At 67.6% G+C, this 19,651-nt stretch carries 12 protein-coding genes; 4 read left to right on the top strand and 8 right to left on the bottom strand.

All coding sequences use genetic code 11. The features are described 5' to 3' along the window. Positions 1 to 34 precede the first annotated feature (34 nt). Positions 35 to 2,176 (top strand): ferric-rhodotorulic acid/ferric-coprogen receptor FhuE, encoded by a 2,142-nt coding sequence (gene fhuE / locus RZA67_RS02170; RefSeq protein ID WP_317210884.1) that lies wholly within the window; start codon positions 35 to 37, stop codon positions 2,174 to 2,176. A 69-nt stretch (positions 2,177 to 2,245) separates the two neighbouring features. On the opposite strand, the gene RZA67_RS02165 is transcribed toward fhuE, so the two are convergent. Together RZA67_RS02165 and RZA67_RS02160 are read right to left on the bottom strand one after the other, a co-directional pair. After that, positions 2,246 to 3,439, bottom strand: a complete 1,194-nt coding sequence (locus RZA67_RS02165) for an ABC transporter substrate-binding protein (protein ID WP_317210883.1) — start codon at positions 3,437 to 3,439, stop codon at positions 2,246 to 2,248. Positions 3,440 to 3,684: 245 nt separating this feature from the next. Beyond that, positions 3,685 to 6,549 (bottom strand): TonB-dependent receptor, encoded by a 2,865-nt coding sequence (locus RZA67_RS02160; RefSeq protein WP_317210882.1) that lies wholly within the window; start codon positions 6,547 to 6,549, stop codon positions 3,685 to 3,687. 249 nt (positions 6,550 to 6,798) lie between these two features. Between RZA67_RS02160 and RZA67_RS02155 the strand changes: the two genes are divergently transcribed. The 3 genes from RZA67_RS02155 to RZA67_RS02145 all read left to right on the top strand — a co-directional run bounded on the left by RZA67_RS02155 (position 6,799) and on the right by RZA67_RS02145 (position 11,321). After that, positions 6,799 to 7,947 carry a hypothetical protein gene (locus RZA67_RS02155; RefSeq protein WP_317210881.1) on the top strand — a complete coding sequence of 383 codons (1,149 nt, stop codon included), beginning with the start codon at positions 6,799 to 6,801 and terminating at the stop codon, positions 7,945 to 7,947. Positions 7,948 to 8,025: 78 nt separating this feature from the next. Continuing rightward, the gene (locus RZA67_RS02150; protein ID WP_317210880.1) at positions 8,026 to 10,005 is read left to right on the top strand and encodes a transglycosylase SLT domain-containing protein; all 1,980 of its coding nucleotides are present in this window, start codon (positions 8,026 to 8,028) and stop codon (positions 10,003 to 10,005) included. Positions 10,006 to 10,082: 77 nt separating this feature from the next. Continuing rightward, positions 10,083 to 11,321 (top strand): multifunctional CCA addition/repair protein, encoded by a 1,239-nt coding sequence (locus RZA67_RS02145; protein WP_317210879.1) that lies wholly within the window; start codon positions 10,083 to 10,085, stop codon positions 11,319 to 11,321. A 24-nt stretch (positions 11,322 to 11,345) separates the two neighbouring features. Here RZA67_RS02145 and RZA67_RS02140 read toward each other — a convergent pair whose 3' ends face one another. The 6 genes from RZA67_RS02140 to RZA67_RS02115 form a co-directional block, all read right to left on the bottom strand. After that, complete coding sequence (locus tag RZA67_RS02140; protein ID WP_317210878.1) at positions 11,346 to 11,783, bottom strand: SseB family protein; 438 nt, start codon at positions 11,781 to 11,783, stop codon at positions 11,346 to 11,348. Between the two features lie 83 nt (positions 11,784 to 11,866). Then, positions 11,867 to 14,971, bottom strand: a complete 3,105-nt coding sequence (locus RZA67_RS02135) for an autotransporter domain-containing protein (protein ID WP_317210877.1) — start codon at positions 14,969 to 14,971, stop codon at positions 11,867 to 11,869. A 330-nt stretch (positions 14,972 to 15,301) separates the two neighbouring features. Continuing rightward, a complete protein-coding gene (locus RZA67_RS02130) occupies positions 15,302 to 16,366 on the bottom strand; it encodes a heparan-alpha-glucosaminide N-acetyltransferase domain-containing protein (RefSeq protein ID WP_317210876.1) in 1,065 nt (354 codons plus the stop codon). After that, on the bottom strand, positions 16,363 to 17,511 hold the full coding sequence (gene nagA, locus RZA67_RS02125) for an N-acetylglucosamine-6-phosphate deacetylase (protein WP_317210874.1): 1,149 nt from the start codon (positions 17,509 to 17,511) through the stop codon (positions 16,363 to 16,365). The genes RZA67_RS02130 and nagA overlap by 4 nt, the downstream gene beginning before the upstream one ends. Beyond that, positions 17,511 to 18,539 (bottom strand): SIS domain-containing protein, encoded by a 1,029-nt coding sequence (locus RZA67_RS02120; protein WP_317210873.1) that lies wholly within the window; start codon positions 18,537 to 18,539, stop codon positions 17,511 to 17,513. Before RZA67_RS02120 ends, nagA begins: the two co-directional genes overlap by 1 nt. Positions 18,540 to 18,544: 5 nt before the next feature. Continuing rightward, entirely contained in the window at positions 18,545 to 19,615 is a 1,071-nt protein-coding gene (locus RZA67_RS02115; RefSeq protein WP_317210872.1) for a LacI family DNA-binding transcriptional regulator, read from the bottom strand. Positions 19,616 to 19,651 lie beyond the last annotated feature (36 nt).

Genomic DNA, 19,651 nt, shown 5'->3' with positions numbered 1-19,651 from the left:
GGCCCGGGCGCGACCGCCGCCTACTGGAACCCTCATGACCCGCTCCGCCCGCTCCCCCCTGCAACGCCGGTTGTCGCAGGCCGTGCTGCTTGCCCTCGCACCTCTTGCCACCGCCCCGGTGTTTGCCGAGGACAGCAGCAGCAGCGCCACCACCCTCGATGGCATCGTGGTCAAGGGCGAGCGCGCGGAAGGCTACTCGGTGCGCCGCACCTCGGCCGGCACCCGCTTCGACCTGGCACCGCGCGAGATTCCGCAGTCGGTGAGCATCATCAGCCACCAGCGCATCGAGGACCAGAATCTCGATGACATCATCGATGTGCTCAACAACACCACCGGCGTCACCAGCACGCAGAGCGATACCGAGCGTACCGAGTTCTACGCGCGCGGCTTCTATATCGACAGCTACCAGTTCGACGGCCTGCCGACCCAGATGGTGCAGAACTGGAGCTACGGTGACTCCGGGCTGGACCTGGCCCTGTACGACCGGGTGGAGATCGTGCGGGGTGCCACCGGCCTGCTCACCGGCGCCGGCAACCCGTCGGCCTCGGTCAACCTGATCCGCAAGCACGCCGACAGCGCCGAGCTGACCGGCAGTGTCTCGGTCAACGTCGGCAGCTGGGGCCGCACCCGCACCACCGTGGATGTCACCACCCCGCTCAACGCCAGCGGTTCGGTGCGCGGCCGGGTGATCGGCAGCTACCTCGATACCGAAGCGCAGATGGACAACTACGACCAGCACAAGACGCTTGGCTATGCCGTCATCGACGCCGACCTGACCCCGGACACCCAGCTCAGCGTGGGCTACGACTACCAGCAGAAGCGTGCCAACGGCGCGACCTGGGGTGGCTTCCCGATGGTCTATTCCGATGGTACCCGGACCAACTATTCGACCGCGTTCCTGGCCAACCCCGAGTGGACCTACTGGGACACCACCAGCAAGCGCGCGTTCGCCACGCTTGAGCATGCGTTCGCCAACGCATGGAAGTTCAAGATCGGTGCCACCCACGACAAGACCACCGCCAACGACAAACTGTTCTATCCGTTCTATTCCGCGCTGGACAGGAACACCGGCGCCGGTGTCACCCCGATGGCCGGCCTGTACAACACGCAGCGCAAAGTGACAGGCGTGGACGGCTACATTGATGGCCCGTTCCAGCTGTTCGGCCGCGAACACCAGTTCATGGCGGGGCTGAGCTACAACAAGCGCGACTTCGCAAACTACGGTGACTTCCAGAGCGGCTGGACGGGTCTGCCCAGCTATCCCGCCGACCTGGCTGGCTTCCCCGAACCGGACTGGGCCGACGTGCTGCCGCTGCAGAGCGACGGCACCATCACCCAGAAGGCCGCGTATGCCGCCGCACGCCTGTCGCTTGCCGATCCGCTGAAGCTCATTCTCGGTGCGCGCTACAGCGACTGGGAGAATGACTCGCGTGAGGGCACTGTCGCGCAGCGCTTCTCACACAAGGTCACCACGCCGTATGCCGGCCTGGTCTACGAGATCGACCCGGTATGGTCGACCTATGCCAGCTACACCGAGATCTTCCAGCCGCAGACGCTGCGTGCGAAGAATGGCAGCTACCTCGACCCGGTGGACGGCAAGAGCTACGAAGTGGGTGTCAAGGGCGCCTGGTTCGACGACCGCCTCAACGCATCGCTGTCGGTGTTCCGCATCGAGCAGGACAATGTTGGTCAGGCTACCGACGACAAGGTCGACGGCAATGAGAACCAGACCGCCTACATCGCCGCACGCGGCACCGTCAGCCGTGGCTTCGAATTCGAGCTCAACGGTGAGCTGAAGCCAGGCTGGAATGCCAGCTTCGGTGCCTCGCGTTACGTGGCCAAGGACGTCAACGGGACCGACATCAATACCCGTCTGCCGCAGACCGCCATCAAGGCGTTCACCAGCTACACGCCGCAGCAGCTGGAAGAGCTCACCGTCGGTGGCGGTGTGAACTGGCAGAACGGCATCTACTACGCTGTTGCAGGTGTCGGCCGCGTCGAGCAGGACAGCTACGCGCTGGTGAGCGCCTTCGCGCGCTATCGCCTCGCCCCGCAGTTCAGCGTGCAGGTCAACCTCAACAACCTGCTGGACAAGAAGTACTACGCGCAGATCGGTGCGTACGGCGGCTACGGCGACGGCCGCAACGGCTCGATCACGTTCAACTGGTCGTTCTGAGCGCAGCATGACGACACGGTGGCGACGGATATGGCCTGTCACCACCGTGCCGTCCGTCGGCGCTGTACGTCAGTACGGCGGCGCGGCGGGCTCCGGCGGCGCCACGATGTCATCGGCCCCCAGTCCGATCCGTCGCAACTGTACGAGGTCGCGCAGCGGTGACTCACCGTGGACGGGACCAAAGATGGCAGCCATCTTTCTACGCAGCGCAGCGACGTAGTCCCGATCCTCCATCCATCGTGTGAAGAGCGTGGGGTCGCCCCAGGCCAGTGTCTCCAATGCCGGCAGCCCCGGGGCTTCACCAACGTCGGCACGTGCGCGCCAGCCGGGGTAAGCCGACTGCATCTCGGCCGAGCTCAGGTAGGACACCAGCAGCCTTGCCGCCCGCGGATGCGCCGCACGTTTGAGGATGGCGATGCGCTGGTTCCAGACGATGAAGGGCTCTTCGGGCGGCACCATGTACCTCGACCGGCCACCGAACTCATTGGTGTAACCGGTCAGGTTGGCCAGCGCATTGGTTTCTTCGCCGACAACCTGCGCCGCGACGCCGGTGCCGCGTATGAACTCGGGCCGCAGGGCCGCCAGACGCTGCAGAAATTCCTCGCCGTACGTCTGGCGAAGCGCGTCGTAGACGAACAGAACCGCATCGTCGTCATGTGGCCAGGTCAGCACAAGCTTGCCCGCGAACTCCGGCCGAAGCAGATCCTGGATGCGTGCTGGCGAGGGCACCACGCCTTTTGCATGACTGGGCACGAATGCATAGTTCCAGGCCGTTATCCATGCGCCGTCCGGGTCGGCGTACCCCGGCTTCTGCGCCGCAAAACCAATCGGCCGGTAAAGCTCCAGATGTCCTTGCGCCTTCCACCTGGGAAAGTCGAAGGTGGTCTGCAGCATGACGGCATCAGGCGTTGGCAGGCCATTGCGCAGCGCCTCGTCAAGCCGGATGTCATGGAACTTGGACAGATCAACCAGTACGTCCAGCGTCACGCCAGGAAAGCGCTGTTCGAACATCGTCTTGAACCAGTTCATCTGCACCGGCGTATCACCCCCGGCCCACAGTACGACCCGCCCGCCTTCACGCAGCGCGTTTGCATAGAGTTGACACAGCGCGCGCGTCTCCGCCCGCTGTGCCTTGCCAGACGCAGCCGCCTGACGACCGAGGCAGGAAACCGACCCTGACGCGAAGGCAGCGGCCGTGGCAAGGGAGAAGATCACCAGGCCTGCCACTACGCTGAGTGCGGCACTGAACCACTTGATGCTCATGTCCTTCAGCCCCGGTTGCGGTAGTGCGACCCACTCTCACGCGCACGCCGCTGCTCCGCAATTGCCGAAACCCCCCGTCACCTGACGGGGACATCACGGGGACCTGAAAGCGTGAGCAGCTGCCAACACCACCCCGTGAATGTCGCGCCCCACCTGGCCGCGGCAGCTGCAGCGCAGGCAGGAAGCCTGCCTTGCCGACACAGCGTTGGCCCGGACGTTCTGCGCCCGGGCCAACGGCGATATGCCTAGAACCGCAGATCCGCGCGCAGGTACCAGAACCGTCCACGCGGAATGTCGTAGGTCGACGCGTCATAGCCGTTCAATGAGCACGACAGACAGATCGGCGGGTCCTTGTCGAACGCGTTGTTCAAACCCGCACTGAGCTGCAGCCCCTTCATCCAGTCCAGCTTATAGCCCACCTGCAGGTCGTGGTAGGTGATGGCGCCAAGCCGGTTGGTACCCTCGGTGGGGTTGGAGCACACCGCAAAGGCCACCGCATCGCCACAGTCTTCGGTCAGTTCGGAGATGTGCCGCACGGTCCAGGACGCATTCCAGTTGTCCAGCGTCCACGACAGGCTGGCATTGCTGCTCCATTCGGGAATCGCACCGTCAGCCACCTCCACGCCTGGCTTCTGCGGCTGGCGCTGGCCGGCCGCGCCCAGTGCCTCATAGCGGCCGACGAAAGTGTTCTGCCAGCCCAGCTTGAACTGTCCCGCCGCACTTTGTGGCAGGGTCCAGAACAGGTCCACGTCCCACCCGTCGGTCTTGATCGAGCCCAGGTTGGTCAGCCGGTTGTTGAAACTGCTGACCGCACCCGTGGTGGCCCGGGTGATGCCATCGCAGTACAACGGGTCCAGCGTGTCCACGCACAGGTCGAGCTGGGTCTGCGCGTTGATGGCCTGGATGGCGCCGTCGATGTGGTGACGGTAGAAGGTCACCTCCACGTCAAAGCGCTCCGACCAGGACGCATTGCTGCCGAACCATGGGCTCCACACGAAACCGGCGCTGAAGCTGCGCGAGGTCTCCGGTTGTAGTTCGCGGTTGCCGCCGGTGGTGACCGAGATCTGCGAATTGGCCTGCTGGAAACCACCGGGCACGCCAAGCGCCGCACAGTTGGCTGCACTGCCGCGCGGCGGTGTGCCACCCAGCCCCACCGAGCACGGATCGAACAGCTGCAGGTCGGCACGTGCCGCCGAACCGTACAGTTCGCCGATGGAGGGGGCACGGAAGCCCTCGGCATAGGTCGTACGCAGCACGAAGTCGTTGGTCACCTGCCAGCGCAGGCCGTACTTGGGCGTGAACTCGCCGCCGAAGGTCGAGTAATCCGAATAGCGTCCAGCCAGGCTGAGGTCGAGCTTGTCGCCCAGGGCCGAGTCGGCAAAGAGGGGAACGCTCAGCTCCAGGTAGGCTTCGTTGACATCGTAGGAGCCCGAGGTTGGCTGCGACGGTACGCCGTTGTAGTGCCCGATCACGGTCAGCGGGTCAGGCTGATATGAGCCTTCGTACCGCCGATACTCGTAGCCGGTTGCAAACGCCAACGGCCCGGCCGGCAGGGTGAACAGCTCGCTGGACAGATTGGCGCTGAACACACTCAGCTCGTTCTGGCTGCGATCACGCACCACCGGCTGGATCCAGCGCAGCATGTCCGGCGTGATGCTGCCGGCACCACCGAAGATGTCCAGTGGCACGCAGCCGGGCGTGGCTGCACACAGCGCCGGATCTCCCAGCGCCAGGTTGACGTTGTAGATGTTGTAGCTGCCATGATTGGTCTGCTCGGCCTTGTTCCTGCTGTACATGCCATTGACGTCCCAGTACCAGCTGCGGTCGGCGGCGCGGAAGTCGCCGGTCAGCCCGGTCGCCACATAACTCGTGTCGACCTTCTGCTGGAACACGCGCGCGCCGCCTTCCACGGGGCGGCGGCCGATCATCATCAGGTTGTCCGACGAATCCAGGTCAAACCCGAACGGGTTGTACGGGTTGAGCGCGGAGATCACGATGTTGTCAGCCAACGGATTTCCGGTGGCGCCGTCCGGCCCGAAGAACAGCGGCTCCGGCGCGGCCTGGTTGGTCGACTCGCGGCGGTTGCCCAGCGCCTTGACGTACCACTGCACGCTGTCGGTGAGGTCGAAACGGAACTGACCGAACAGCCCTTTGCGCTCGGAGGGGGCGAGCAGCATGTTGTACTGCGCGAAGTTGAAGCGGTCCGCGGTGCCGAAACAATGGTAATCGTCGCTGCGCTCGCACCCTGCACCCCCGTTGAATGCAGGGCTGCCTACGCCGCTGTTCGGGGTCAGGTCGTGGGTGATGCCGGTGTTGGGGTCGGTGAACACGAAACGTCCGTCAGGTGTGGCCGAGCTGCCCAGCGCCAGACCCGTGCCTGGTACCGGGAAGGCCGACTGCGCGCGCGTGCGCGCCAGCACCTCGTCCTGCTTTGTCCAGCTGGCACCGAGGAAGAGGCTGTAGCGGTCACCCTGGGTACCCCAGGCCAGGTCCACACCGCGCTGGGTACCGTCGCCTTTACCGTACTGGCCGTAGTTGAGCGTGACCTGGCCGCCATCGAAGCTGCGGCGGGTGATGATGTTGACCACCCCGGCAATCGCGTCGGAGCCGTACAGCGAGGATGCACCGTCCTCCAGCACTTCAATGCGCTCGACGATGGCCAGCGGAATGGTGTTGAGGTCGGTGGCCGAGCCCACGCCCGAGGCCGATGACTCGTTGACCCAACGGATGCCATCCACCAGCACCAGCACGCGCTTGGCGCCGAGATGACGCAGGTCGATCTGCGCCGAGCCGGCACCGACGCCACTGCCGTCGGGCGGAAAACCGAAGTTGCCCGAGGAGTTGAACTTCGCGTTCAGCGCCGATCCCGATCCGGTGAGCTGCTGCAGCACCTCGCCGATCGAGGTAAGGCCAGTACGCTCGATCTCGCTCCGGGTGAGCGTGTGCACGGGCACCTGCCCTTCCATTTCGGCCCGCTTGATGCGGGTGCCGGTGACTTCCACACGGTCCAGGTCCGTGGCCGCCGGCTGTTGCGCCTGGGCATCAAGGGCCAGCATGGCCACACAGAGGGTGACCGCCGCCGCGAGCGGGCGGTGCATCGGGTGGTTCATTCGCTCTCTCTCCAAAGGAATGCCGTTATTGCTACGCCCCCCTGCGCCAGCGTCTCCTTTGTAAACAAGTTGTAAAGAGGGCGACGTGACGCAGCGCTCTCTTTCACGCTAACCCGACCTTGCTGACTACGCGCCTGCGCCAAGTTCCGATTGAAAAACGCCGATGCACGCATCGCGTCACGGAACACGCCGACAGCTCCCGCCACACTGCGCCGTCGATGCGCCCTGCCACGGTTCTGCGGAGAGCAGATGAAGCTGTCCCTGTTCCATCTCACCTCGATGCTGACGCTGGCCCTTGTGCACGCGGCCACCCGCATGCGCGCGCGCCCTTGCCAGCATGCAGAAGAGGAAGAACTCGGGCGGCTGTATGACCATGCGCTCGCCGAAGGTGGCGCGATCGTGCTGTGGGCCGCTGGCGACACCACCGCGGCAATGGACTGGTATTGCCGGGCGTTCCAGCAGCGCTTTCCTGGGCTCCGGCTGCAGGTGCATGTGGACCGGGCGCATGGTCATTGCGCGCACATCGAGCACTTCCTGGCCGGCAACGGCCGCGGGCCGGACCTGATTCTGCTGCAGAGCGCGGCCGGGTTCGAACGATGGAAAGCACAGGGCGCGCTTCTCGAGTACCGGCCCTTGGGGGCGCAACGACAGAAACCGGGTTATGCCGACCCCGAAGGCGCCTGGATCACCGCGTGGGACAGTGTGCTGGTGCCCTTGTTCCGCAGCGACGTGCCCGCTGCCGAGCAGCCGCAGAGCTACGCGGGATTTCTCATTCCCTCGCTGCATGGGCGGCTGGTGCTGACCTGGCCCCATGACGATGACGTGGTGCTGTATCTGCTTGATCGTCTGCAGCGTGCCTACGGCATCGACTACCTTCGCCGTCTGGCGGCCATGGACCCGTACTTCGTGCATGGCACCTCGGTGCCGGCGGCACTGCTTGAACACAGCACGCGCTTCATCGGCAGCCTCACCGGGCAGGCGGTCGACCCGGGCGGTGCGGTGCCCGCGGCAAGACGCTGGCTGCCCCAGCGCGCGCCGCTGGCCGCCTGCAACCAGCGCATGGCCATCTTCAAGGCAGCACGCCACCCGTTCGGCGCACGCCTCGCGCTGGCCTGGACGGCCTCGTTCGGCTTCCAGTCCAGCCTCGCCACCTGGCGGGCCCGCAGCGACGTGGGCGAACCGCCCGGCCTGCCGCCGTTGGACAGCCTGCACGGCGCCGATGTCACAGGCTTCAACCGCTGGGTCGCCGACGACGACCGCGTACGCGCGCTGCGGTCGCAGATGCGCGCGCTGTTCGGGCCGCATGCGGGGACCTCGCTGCAGCCCGGCGATGAGGCGGCCGGGCGCTTCGAGCGCGTCGCGGGCCACGGCCTCGCGCGGCCTGAGCCCTGCTGCTGACGGCTGCACAGCCGCTGCCCGGGGTCGACCCTGACCATGCGAAACTGCATTCATCCCACGCCGGATATCCTGCGCCGCATGAACCTGCTCCCACGCCCCGTCTGCTCGTTGCTTGCCTTGGCCCTGACCGCCTGCGCGGTCACCGGCACATCCTCCGCCCAGTCCACCGACGCGCAGCGCGCGCAGCTCAAGGCGGCCCTTGCCGACGCCGAGCGCGGCCCGCTCGACCCGGCGCGCGCGGCCGCGCTGACGCGTTCGCCGGCATATGCCTGGCTGGAGTACGCAGACCTGCGGCGCAACATAGACAGCGTCACACCGACGCAGGCGCAGGATTTCCTCAAGCGCTACGAGGGCCAGGCGGTGGCGAGTACCTTCCGCAGCGTCTGGCTGCCGGCGCTGGCACGGCGCAAGGATTGGCCGACGCTGCTCGCGAACTGGGTCCCCACCGACAACGTCGGCCTGCGCTGTGCCCAGCTCAACGCGCGTCAGGCCACCGGCAAACAGGACGCACAGTGGACCGGCGAGGCGCAGCAGTTGTGGCGCAGCAGCGGCAAGTCGCTGCCTGACGCCTGCGATGCAGTGTTCGCCGCACTGCAGGCGCAGGGTGGGCTGAGCGATGCGCTGCGCTGGGAGCGCATCGACCTGGCCGCCGATGAAGGCCAGCCGGCGGTCATGCGCGCAGCGGCGCGCGGCCTGCCCGCTGCCGAGCTGGCACTGGCCAATGACTATGCAGCCTTTGTCGACAGCCCGAGTGCCAAGGCGCTGAACTGGCCCCGCACGGCGCGCAGCCAACGCATCGCCACCGACGGCCTGGCCAAGCTGGCCAAGGCCAACCCCGATGCTACCGAGCAGCAGCTGCCGCAGTACGCCCAGGCGCTCGGGCTGAACGCCGACCAGCAGGCCCAGGTCCGCTACCAGATCGCACTGTGGACGGTGGCCTCCTACCTGCCCGACTCGGCGCGCCGGCTCAATGCCGTTCCCGCATCGGCCTATGACGAGCGGCTGCACGAGTGGCGCGCGCGCGAGGCCATGGCGCGTGGCGACTGGCCTGCCACCCTGCAGGCCATCACCCGGATGGGCCAGACCCAGCGCAGCGATTCGCGCTGGCGCTATTTCGAGGCCCGCATGCTGGAAAAAACCGGCCAGGCCGCGCGCGCCAAGGCAGTGTTCGCGCAGGCAGCGCGCTCGCCGACCTTCCATGGCTTCCTTGCCGCCGACAAACTCGGCCAGCCCTATGCGCTGTGCCCATGGAAGCCCGATGACAGCGCACAGGCACGCAGCGCAGTGGCACGTAACCCGGCACTGGTGCGGGCCATGGAGCTGTACCGCATCGATCGCACCAGCTGGGCACTGGCCGAATGGAACAGTGCGCTGGCCGGCTTTGACGATACCCAGCGCCGGCTTGCCGTCGAGGTCGCGCAGGAGAATGGCTGGTTCGACCGTGCCGTGTTCTCGCTCGGCAAGGTGCCGCGCGAGCAGCAGCTCTACCACCTGCGCTTCCCGCTGCACCACGATGCCAGCATCCGCCGCGAGGCCGCGCGCAATGCACTTGACCCGGCGTGGGTGGCCGCCGAGATCCGTGCCGAGAGCATCTTCAACCCGAACGCGCGTTCGCCCGCCAATGCAATGGGCCTGATGCAGGTCCTGCCGGCTACCGGCGCCAGCGTGGCCAAGGCCATCGGATTGAGCGGCTATGGTGGTGCAGCGAGTCTGTATGACCCGGACACCAACATCACCATCGGCACGGCCTACCTGCGCCAGCTGATGGACAAGTACAACGGGCTGCCGTACGTCACCATCGCCGCGTACAACGCGGGCCCGACCCCGACTGCGCGCTGGCAGAGCCAGCGGCCCGGCTTCGACCCGGACCTGTGGATCGAGACCATCAGCTACAAGGAAACGCGCGAGTACGTGGCCCGCGTGCTGGCGTTCAGCGTCATCTACGACTGGCGCCTCAACGGTGATGCGTTGCCACTGAGCGACCGCCTGATGGGCCGGCTGGTAGATACGCGCAAGCGCTTCGCCTGCCCGGCCGATGCGGCGCAGGGCGGCGACTGAACGCCGCGCTTCGCGCGTGAGCCGACCATGGCGTCGGCGCTACGGGAACGACGCTGCTTCCATGCGATCATGGCGGGATGAAGATCTATCTTGTTGGCGGGGCGGTGCGCGACCGCCTGCTCAAGCTTCCCGCCGGTGACCGCGACTGGGTCGTCGTCGGTGCCACGCCCGCGCAGATGCTGGCGCTGGGTTACCAGGCCGTGGGCCGCGATTTCCCGGTGTTCCTGCACCCGCAGACCCGCGAGGAACATGCGCTGGCACGCACCGAGCGCAAGAGTGGGCGTGGCTACCGCGGCTTCGTGGTCGATGCCGATCCCTCGGTGACGCTGGAAGAGGACCTGCAGCGCCGCGACTTCACCATCAATGCGATCGCCTGCGATGAGGACACTGGCACACTGGTGGACCCTTACGGCGGCGCGCGCGACATCGCCGACCGCGTGCTGCGTCACGTCGGCCCCGCCTTTGTGGAAGACCCGTTGCGCGTGCTGCGCGCGGCCCGCTTCATGGCGCGCTTTGCTCCGCTGGGCTTCCGTGTTGCCGACGAGACCATGGCGCTGATGCGCGAGGTGGCGGCCAGTGGCGAGCTTGACGCGCTCGTGCCCGAGCGGGTCTGGCAGGAGCTGCGCAAGGCGCTTGTCAGCCCACGCCCATCTGCGTTCCTGCGGACACTGCACGAGGCCCATGCGCTTGGCCCCATCCTGCCCGAGCTGGAGGCACTGTATGGCGTGCCGCAGCGTGCCGAGTACCACCCGGAGGTGGACACGGGTGTGCACCAGGAGATGGTGAGTGACATGGCGGCGCAGCTGGCCCCCGGCGATGACCTGGTGGGCTTTGCCGCCCTTGTCCATGACCTGGGCAAGGGTCTGACGCCGCGCGAGCAATGGCCGCGTCACATCATGCATGAGCAGCGCGGCATCAAACCGGTGCGGGAGCTGTGCGCGCGTCTGAAAGTTCCCGCCGAACACCAGCAGCTGGCCGAGGCCGTATGCCGCGAGCATCTCAACGTGCACCGCATCGACGAACTGCGCGATGCCACCGTGCTGGAGCTGATCCAACGGTGCGACGGCCTGCGGCGCCCGGAGCGGATGGCGCGCATCGCCCTGTGCTGCGAGGCCGACAAACGCGGTCGTCTGGGCTTTGAGGACAGCGACTATCCGCAGGGCGCCACGCTGCTGCGCCTGCACCAGGCCGCCGTGGCCGTGCAGGCCCGCGATCTCGACACGACCTACCTGCGGGGGCCGGCCATCGGCGAGGCGCTGCAGCGGGCGCGGGTGGCCGCCATCGCCGCCGCCCGCCAGGCTGCACCGCCGCCGTAACCGCTCAGCAGCGGGTCATCCCACTCAGTGGGTGCCCGCTGCGCGCACGAAGGCAGCAGCACGTTCCTTCAGCTGCGCCATTGCCTCCGGCACGATCTCCATGCCGACATCGAAGCCCGGGTTGAGCACGATGCCGACGCCTTCGGCCATTGCGCCGACCAGCCACTGGAACTCGACCTGCAGCGCATTTTCGAACTGCTCCAGCTGTTCTGCCCACGGCCGTGCGCGGTCGACCGCAGTGAACACCGCAAACATGGGCTGCTCTGCCTCGTTGGTCAGCACCAGCGGGGTGGTTGCGTCATCCCATTCCGAGTCTTCCGCCACCGGCTTGTCCAGCAGCACGATGACACTCTCGGTCAGCAGACCATCAAGGAACGCCTGCGCGGTCAGCGTGCCGTCCTGTGCCTGCAGCAGGCGCACTTCCAGGTCATTGAGGGCTTCAAACTGGTCTTCGTCCTGCACGGTGTCTCCTTGGGCCGGTTGGGCGGTTGCGTGGCTGCCATTCTACCGGTGAGCAGCCGGACCGCTGCTCACCGGCCTGAACCTCACCAATCCAACCGCAGGCCCACCGTGCCCTGCACACTGCGTCGACGACGATCCTGGTTCTCCAGGTCGCGGGTGTAGTCGGCCACCGCATACGCACTCACGGTGCGGTTGAAGCGGCCCACCACACCGGCACCCACTTCCCAGGCGCGGGTGCGCTGCCCGGCGAGAATGCGGTTGTCATCGAAGTCGATGTGGTCATCGCCCGACAGCGTGGTCCAGTAATTGAGCTTGAAGTACGGCTGCCAGCCGTTGTCGGCCAGCCCGTAATCGGCGGCAAGCCGCAGCCCCGCGCGCCCCGTCCACGCGGCATCACCGCCAAAACGGATCGCCGCCACCGCGTCAGCGGCATCATCCAGATCCTGCTGCTGCCAGATCACCTGCAGCTGCGGCTCCAGCCACCACGCCGACTGGCCGAACCGCAGCAACGGCTTGCCCACCTCCACGGAGGCCGTGGTGCCATCACCACGCAGGTCGATGCCGAGGCCGCGGGTGGACCATGCCTTGCCGCGATAGCGGCTCTGCAGCACCACTGCATCGAGGTAGCCACCGTTGCCGCCGTTGAGCGTCCAGGCCAGGCCCACATGCTTGTCGTCCAGGCGGGTCTGGCCGACCTGCACGTTCTCCCAGCCCAACGCCAGGCCGGTGATGCGGCCAACGGCGCGTGTGCGCCCGGCGAACACGCCCAGCTGATGATGCAGCGCACCGTCGGTGCTGGCGTACAGATCCACACCTGCCTGCAGCCCCTGCAGGTCACCGTCGAAACCGGTCAACGCATCGCCCTGCCAATGCTGCTGCTCGCTGCTGCCCACCAGACGTGCCCAGGCGCCGCGAAGGCCGCCCTGCCCGGCCAACAGCCGCTGTTCGCCCTGCCGTTCCTGGAAGGTGCCCAGGCTGGCCTGCGACACCGTGCGCAACAGCGACGGCAGCACCGCATAGGCCGGCGTTTCCAGCCGATAGATCGGCACCACCTCGCCGCGCGGCGCGCGCGCGCCTGGCGTGGGCGGGGTGGCAACCGCCGTGGGCAGCACGGCCGGCGTGTCCGGCACCGGCGGCGGTACCTCCACCGTCGGCGCCGGCACCGGCGGCGGCTCCGGCGGCGGTGCCGGTGGTGCAGGCTCGGCCGCGATGGGATCGGGATCGGGCGCTTCCGGGTCGGTGGGCACATCCGGCGGCGGTGGCGGTGCCGGGGGCAGATCGACCGGCTCGGCGCCCAGATCTTCCGGGGGCGCTGGCACCGGCGCGGGCACCGGCGGGGTCGGCGTTGGCACCGGTGCCGGCGCGGGGGTCACACTGGCCACCAGGGTGGAGCGCAGGTACCAGTTCTCGCCGGTACCCGCACTCACCCCGCCCTTGAACAGGAAGTACTCGTAGGCGCCGACCGAGATCGGGTTGAACAGCGCGAACGCATCGGCCGTGCTGGTGGCGCCGTTCAGCGCCTGCACCACCATGATCCCATCCAGCGTGGTCGCCGCGCCGGTGCCACCCGCGTTGAGGATGCCGATACCGGTCTGCCCCGCGATGCGCCCGCCTTCGACCAGCAGCCGGTCGCTGGCCGAGCTGTCATCACCCAGTACGGTATTGAGATACAGCCCGCCCCCGTTGCCGGTGTAGTTGCCGACGATGGTGAAGCGGTCACCGGCACTGCCGTTGCTGCTCAGGTCGATACGGCCCGCATTGATGACGTTGGCCAGCGCGCCGCTGCCGAAGGCGGCGATGCCACCCACGGTGCCACTGGCAAACAGCGCACTGCCGGCGTCGACCTGCAACGTGCCGGTGCCGGAGCCTGCATCGCCGAGCAGCAGCCTGCCGTCGAAGGTCAGCTGCGTGTCGTTGCGCAGCTCGATCTGCTCCCAGCCGGTGAAGCGGTCCACGCCGGTGGCCTTGACGTTGTCCATCAGCAGCACGTCATCGCCCAGCCCGCCATCGAGCCCGGGCAAGGCGCCCAGATGCGACTGGTTGAGGTTGGCCAGCCGCGCGCTGTCATCGCCTTCGCCCAGATCGATCAAGCCGTAGACCACACCGCCGCCATTCCATTCAAAACGGTCCTGGCCGAAGCTCAACCGCACCTCGCCGCGCACCGTACCACCGGTGATGGTGACGCTGTCGTCGCCGCCGCTGACGCTGATGTTGCCGCCGATGTAACCCTCGGACAGGATGATCGTGTCGTTGCCGAAGCCGGCCACCAGGTTGCCGTCGATGGTGCCGCCGGACATGTCGAAGACATTGTTGTCCAGCTTGAGATTGACCCGGCCGATGCGCCCGCCGGTCATCTCGGCGTAGTCGCCATCCTCGAAGGCACCGATGATCCGACCCCCGGTCATACGGAAATAATCGTAGTTGTCGCCCTGCAGCAGCGCGCCCAGTGTGCCGCCGCTCATTTCGAAGCGGTCCACGCCGTTGCCCTGCTGCACGGTACCGATGACCGTGCCGCCGGTGACCACCATGCTGTCATCACCATCACCCTGGTCGACGCTGGCCAGCGTGCCGCCACTGAGCAGCAGCATATCGGCGCCTGCCCCCTGGCTGACCGCACCGACACTGCCGGCCTGCATGTCGAGCAGGTCGTTACCGCCGCCGAACACGATGCCGCCGCCTGGACCGACGATGGTGCCGGTGTCGATCACCTGGCTGTTACCGGTTCCGCTGAACAGCACACCCGGCCCGGCGCCGCTCTGGATGCTGCCCGCGTTGATCAGCTGGCTGCCCGCGGTGAGCAGCAGCGCACGGTCCTGCAGCGACTGCAGCACGCCGGTGGCCGCGTTGCTGACCGTCAGTACCGATCCGGACGTCAGCGCCGCCCAGGCGCCTCCCCCAGCAGCGATGGTACCGGCGTTGTCGATGACACCACTGCCGCCCGCGCCGAAGGCGATGGCATGTGCGCCGCTGGTACGCAGCTCGGCGCCGCTCTGGACCGTCACGACAACGTCGGCAGCGCCTGCAACCGGCCGGATCGGGGTTGTCGATGGATTGGGCGGGTCGGGCGTGCAGGTCACTGTTTGACCGGACACCGGGGCGACAGGCGAGCAGTCGGCCAGTGCCTGCAACGGCAGCGCAGCGAGGATGGCGAGGGAAAGGCGGGCACGACGGGATGCGGCAGGCAACATGCGAGACTCCTGTGCGAAGACGGCATTACCAGACGGGGATCACGGATCGGCGGGGCGGACGTCAAAAGACTGTCCAGAAACGTCAACACCTTGTCGGGGGCGGCGTGAACATGATGTCGCAGACACCATGCGCCGCCGCATGGAGGAAATGCGTGGCGCCCCTGCGCGCGGGCGGCACATGCACCAGTTGCAAGATGCCGCCGGCTGGCAGGCAGCCCTTGTCAAGGGCAGGAGCAGAAGCGTGACGACTGACAGTCGTCACCTACCAGTCGTCACCTATCCGTCGTCACCTGCCCGTCGTCACCTGCCGAGCGCAGCGCCCTGCCCCGCTCAGATCTTCAGGTAGAGGCGGCGTGCATCCAGCCACCACATGATCGCCCACCACACCGCCACGAACGCAACCGCGCAGGCCAGCGAGGCCATCGCCGCGTCACCCAGCAGCGCAAGCGCCGACGCCTGCAGAGCAGCCCAGGCGCCGCTGGCGATCAGTCCGACCGTCATCACGCCGGAGCCCAGATACGCGGTGATCGCATTGACGCCGAAGCGGCGCCCCAGCGCGGGCCAGCCGCGCTGGTCGATCAGCAGATGCGCCAGCAGCAGCGCCAGCATTGCCCAGCCGCCGGTCCACAGTACATAGCTCGGTGTCCAGAGCTGCTTGTTCCACGGCAGCAGGTCCGCGCCGACCCAGCCGAGCAGCAGGGCCAGCCCGGCCGCCGAGCCCAGCGCGCGCAGGCGACCCGCACGCAGCAGCTGGCCGGCGAGCAGGCCCAGCAGTGTGGTGGCCAACGCGCCCAGCGTACTCAGCAGGCCTTCCGGGTCATGACCCCGTCCGGTCACCGGGTCCCATTGGTAGAGCCACGGCGCAAACAGTGCGGTGTCCAGCCGGCTGGCCGGGTTGACCAGCGGCGCGAGGCTGTCGGCGGTCATCAGCACCGCGGCATAGCCCAGCAGCAGCGCCAGCAGGACGACGCCCTGCAGGCGCCGCGAGCCGTACACCGCCAGCAACCCCACCCCCGCCGCGCAGACGGCAATGCGCTGCAGTACGCCCCACAGCCGGAAATGCGCCACGTCCAGTGCCCACCAGATCAGCAGGTGCAGCACTGCGCCTGCTGCGAGGATGCGCAGTGCACGCTGCACTACGCCGCGCGCCAGCGCAGGCCGCAGCGCGGTGTCGTGCGCTCGCGGCGCAACGCTGAAGGCCAGCGACACGCCAACCAGCAGCAGGAAGAACGGAAACACCAGATCGGTCGGCGTGCAGCCGTCCCACACCGCGTGCTGCAGCGGCGCGTAGACATGGCCCCAGTCACCGGGATTGTTGACCAGCAGCATCGCCGCGACGGTCATGCCACGCAGCGCATCGATCGAGGCCAGCCGTGCGCCGGGGGCAGCACTCATGCGTGCTGGTACTGGCCGGCGATCCAGGTGCCCTGCACCTGCAATGCATCATCCAGCAGCACCAGGTCGGCCTGGAAGCCTTCGGCGATATGGCCCAGCCGATCATCCACATTGAGGAACTGCGCCGGGTAGGTCGAGGCCATCCGCGCCGCCTCGGCCAACGGCTGGCCGAGCAGCTGCACCGTGTTGCGCACGGCGGTGGCCATGTCCAGCGCCGAGCCGGCCAGCGCGCCGGCCGCATTGCGCACCACGCCATCCACCGCGGTAATCACCTCACCGTACAGCGTGAATTCCGGGTCGGCAGCGCCGACCGGCGGCATCGCGTCGGTCACCAGCAGCAGGCGCCCGCGCGGCTTGGCCGCCAGCGCCACGCGCAGGCTGGCCGGGTGCACGTGTACGCCATCGACAATGATGCCGACCCAGCTGTCGCGGTCTTCAAGCGCCGCGCCGACCGCGCCGGGCTCGCGCCCCTGCAGCGGGCTCATCGCGTTGTAGAGATGGGTGAAACCGCGGATGCCAGCGTCCAGCCCAGCGCGGATCTGCTCGTAGCTGCCGGCGGTGTGCCCGGCGGCCACGATCACGCCGCGCTCGACCAGCGCGCGGATCGTCTCCAGCGGTACGCGTTCGGGCGCCAGCGTGACCAGGGTCACCCCGTTCTGCAGCGAGGTCACCATCGCCACTTCTTCGGCGTCGGGCACGCGGAACTTGCTGGCGTCGTGCGTTCCCTTGCGTGCCGGCGCGATGTAGGGCCCCTCCAGATGCAGGCCGAGCACGCCGGGCACGCCTTCCTCGATGGCCTGTCCGGTGGCGCTGATCGCCGCGCGCATCACCGCCACGTCATCGCTGATCAGCGTGGGCAGCAGCGCGGTGGTGCCAAAGCGGCGGTGCGCATCGGCAATGATGCGCAGCGTCTCTACGTCCGGCGTGGCGTTGAACAGCGCACCGCCGCCGCCGTTGACCTGCACGTCGATGAAGCCCGGCAGCAGCCAGCCACCGCCGAGGTCCACCTGTTCGGCGGCATGGCCCAGCTGCGGCGCGGCATCAGGCAGCAGGGCGGTGATCCGTCCGTGCTCGATGACCACGGCCAGATCATCGCGGAAGTCATCACCGGTGAGCACGCGGGCATTGCGCAGCACGGTTGCCATCAGACTGTCTCCGTGACCTTGTTCAGATGCGGCGGCAGATCCGGGTTGTGCCCGCGGCTCAGCGCCAGTGCGTTGATGGCTTTGTAGAAGCTCTGCACCACCAGCAACGGAGCACATAGCGGGTGCGGCGCCTGCGGCTGCGGCAGGCTGCCCCCGGCGCCAGCCAGCCACACCTGTGCACCGCGCCCGGCGAACTCCTGCGCCACGGCAGCAGTACCGGCGCCGGTGCCATCCGGCTGGGCGAAGGCGAGCACCGGAAAGCCCGGCCCCACCAGCGCCATCGGCCCATGTTTGACCTCGGCCGAGCTGTAGGCTTCGGCATGCAGGCCGCAGGTCTCCTTGAACTTCAACGCTGCTTCCTGCGCCGCACCCAGTCCGATGCCACGACCGAGCACGAACAGGTTGCTGGCCGGCTGCAGGCCCGTAGCCATGGGGCTCCAGTCGCAGTCCCAGGCCTGCGCCATGGCCTGCGGCAGGGTTTCCAGCGCGCCCAGCAGCACAGCATCCTGCTTCCAGCTGGCGGCCAGCTGCAGGATCGCCGACAACGAGGCCAGGTAGCTTTTGGTCGCCGCCACGCTGCGCTCGGCGCCGGCGCGCAGCGGAATGACCGTGTCGGCCAGCTGCGCCAACGGCGAGTCCTCGACATTGACCAGCGCCACCACGCGCGCGCCAGCGGCCCTGGCCGCCTCGGCGTTGCGCAGCAGGTCCGGGCTCTTGCCGGACTGCGAGATCACCAGAAACAGCGCACCGCGCAATTGCAGGGGCACTTCATAGACCGACCCGACCGAGGGCGAGGCCGAGGCCACCACCACCCCCAGCTGGGTTTCCAGCACGTACTTGGCGTAGGTGGCGGCATGGTCCGAACTGCCACGCGCACAGGTCACCACGAACGGCGGCGGTGTCTGCCGCAGTTCGGCTGCCAGCGCCTCGACCACGGACCGGTTGGCCAGCAACTGGTGGGCGACCACGGCAGCCGCTTCGGCAGCCTCGCGGTGCATCAGGGTCTCGGTCGGGGCAGGCAGCGGCATGGCGTTTACTCAGGGGGGGTGTCAGGAAGTGCACGGGCAGCGGCAGGCCGCATCGGCGCGGTGGAGCCACGCACCACCAGCTGCGGCACGAAGCCCTGGTTGTGCAGCGGCGATGGGGTTTCGTCGTAGGCATCGCTGCGCAGCTGCGCGATCAGCAGGCGCGCGGCATGGCGGGCGATGTCCTCGGTTGCCTGCTTGGCGGTGGTCAACGGCGGCCACGACTGGCGCGAGAACGGGCTGTCCTCGAAACCGGCAATGGACAGGTCGTAGGGCACGTTCATGCCTGCTGATTTGGCCGCGGCCAGCACACCGGCGGCGATTTCATCGTTGGAGCCGAAGATCGCCGTTGGCGGCTCACGCAGCGCCAGCAGACGGCGCGCACCGCGGAAGCCGTCGTCGAAGGTGTAGTCACCCTGAACCACCAGGTGCTTGTCGGCGGTGATGCCGTAATCCTTCAGCGCCGCCTCGTAGCCGGCATGGCGCTCGCCCGAGGAACGGTGCGAGCTGCCCCCCCACAGGAACCCGATGCGCTGGTGGCCCAGCTGGATCAGGTGCTCGGTGACCTCGTATGCGGCTTCGCGGTCATCGACGAACACACAGGGGCCGTCGTCGGGGTCGGCGGTGGCGGCGATGATGCGCACCAGCTTGATGCCGCGCGCAACCAGCGCCTGCACCAGGTCGGCACGCTCGGACATCGGCGCGGTGAGCACCAACCCCGCCAACCGCGAGCGCTGCACCCAGTCGGCCAGCTCATCGGCCAGCAGCGGCGAACTGGAATCACAGGGATGGATCTGCAGCCCGAAGCCGGTTTCGCGGCACGCGGCCAGCACGCCGTTCTGCACACCGATGATGTGGTACGGGTTGGGATTGTCATACACCAGACCGACCACGAAGCTGCTGCCGCTGCGCAGATTGCGCGCGGAAGGATCGGGCTCGTAGTCCAGCTCGGCGATGGCCCGCAGCACGCGTGCACGGGTGGCCTGCATCACCGACGGTTCGTTGTTGATGACCCGCGATACCGTCTTCAGCGAGACCTTCGCCTGCTCTGCCACATCCTTGATGGTCGCTCTGCGCATTGGGGTTACCTGCGGTGGTTCACGTCCGCCCATGAT

Origin of the sequence: Stenotrophomonas sp. C3(2023) (assembly GCF_032911385.1) — a bacterium.
GTDB lineage: Bacteria > Pseudomonadota > Gammaproteobacteria > Xanthomonadales > Xanthomonadaceae > Stenotrophomonas.
Note: the sequence above shows the minus strand (reverse complement) of the source record. Positions and strands in the feature narration are given on the sequence as shown.